Raw genomic sequence first — 1,799 nt, forward strand, 5'->3', positions numbered from 1 at the left:
CACATCAGGGTCGGCTTGCACCACCTGCTCAAGTGAAACCGGTGCGGTGCTGACGCCCGCCTTACGAAACCAAGGCTCCGCCACGTTTATTGCGCCGCCGAGATCCATCCAGTCTTGATTAAGAGAAGGACGGCCCGAGGTGGTCAGCGGATCGCCCACGGCGTGGTATACCTTTACGCGCTGCTCACGGGGAATGCGCTCAATCACCGCCTGTACCCGGCGCACGTTATCCTGATAATAGACGGCAAAATCGCGGGCACGCTGTAACGCATCCGGCCCGAGAATGTCGCCGGTAATCAGCGTGCGCTCCACCATCGCCTCCAGCGAGTTGTAACGCAGCGCCACCACCTGAACCCCCGCTTTGCTCAGCGTCTCCGCTTCTGCTAACGGTATGCTCTGCGGCACAAACAGCACCTGAGCGCGTTTGGCAACCAGCACTTCGCTGTTAATCCCCATGTCACCGCTGCGCGAGGCTAAAGCCGCCTGCGCAATCGACGGCACAAACTGGCGAAACAGCGGCGTATCGCGCACGATTTTGGTGGTTGCGACAATACGATCGCCATAACCCAACATGGCGATAATCGAATTCTGCGCATTCCAGGAGGTGGCTACTCGCTCTATTTGAGCGGGTACGGTAACGGAACGATCGCCGTAATACTGCACGGTTCGGGTCGGCATCGTTTCGGCCAGCACCGGCCCCCCCAGCACGCTGACGACCAGTGCCAATGAAAGACGCCATATCATCGATTGAGTCATGGCATCACCAGTCAACGGAGAGAGAAGCGCGGATTTCACGCGGTTCGCCCAGGAAGGCATTGGCGGAACCGTTGGAACCGTCATTTTTACCTGGGAACAGGGAAGCCCAGTAGCGCTCATTAGTGACGTTATTCACCATCACACGCACTGCGGCATTTTTGTCGTGCAGTTTAAAGGCATAACGTGCACCGAGATCCAGCGTGGTAAAGCCCGCCGCCCAGGTGGTGTTGGTGTCGTTAGCCGCACGTTTTCCGGTGTAATGCAGATTGGCCTGATACACCATATTCGGGGCGCTCGGGTGGCTATATTCCGCCAACAGGTTGGCCTGGAATTTGGGTACGCCGACCACGCGTTTATCGCGCGTTGCTGCCGAACTGGTGTCCTTCATTTTAGGATCGAGCAACGTCATGCTGCCAAACAGATGCAACCCATCCCAGGCTTCACCATCGGCCATCAGTTCAAGACCGTGGTTAACCTGTTTGCCCTGCTCCCTGTAAATATTGTCGTTACCGGTGTAGGCAAACGGACGTTCCAGACGGAACAGCGCCGCATTCATATTCATGTCGCCCCATTGGGATTTCACACCCGCCTCATACTGAGTGCTACGGTAGGGATCCAGCACTTGCCCATAGTTGCTGGTACCCTTCGGTGCGACGCCCCCCTGCTCCAGCGAATCAGCATAGGCGATAAAGGTCATCACATTCGGCACAACCTTATACATCAGCGACACGGTCGGGCTAATACCGTCATTGTGTTGTGCAGCGGCTTTCGCACCGTAACTGCGCGAGGTGAGCCAACTTTGGCTTATCACGCCCATGGCCGACCAACGCTCGTTGAAGGTAATGGTATCGCCTGCGGTCACCGATTGTTGACTGCTGCGGCTGGACTTATAGCGCCCGGATCCCGCATAGAACCGCCCATTGCTCGGATCATCATAGCGCCGAGGGGCGTTAAGCGGGGTGGTTCCCAGCGTAAAGTCGTTATCGTTACCCAGCGCGGCATAGTTAGTCCACTGGAACCCGGTGGTGCTCAATACCACGTCA

General features: G+C 57.1%; 2 protein-coding genes. Both read right to left on the reverse strand.

What is annotated here, in order from left to right; all coding sequences use genetic code 11:
• Positions 1 to 678, reverse strand: a 678-nt coding sequence (locus J5224_RS26350) for an ABC transporter substrate-binding protein (protein ID WP_264628129.1), incomplete at its 3' end; no start/stop codon positions are given.
• 82 nt (positions 679 to 760) lie between these two features.
• The coding region (locus tag J5224_RS26355; RefSeq protein ID WP_264628128.1) for a TonB-dependent receptor at positions 761 to 1,799 on the reverse strand (1,039 nt) is incomplete at its 5' end.

The organism is Candidatus Symbiopectobacterium sp. NZEC135 (assembly GCF_025962695.1).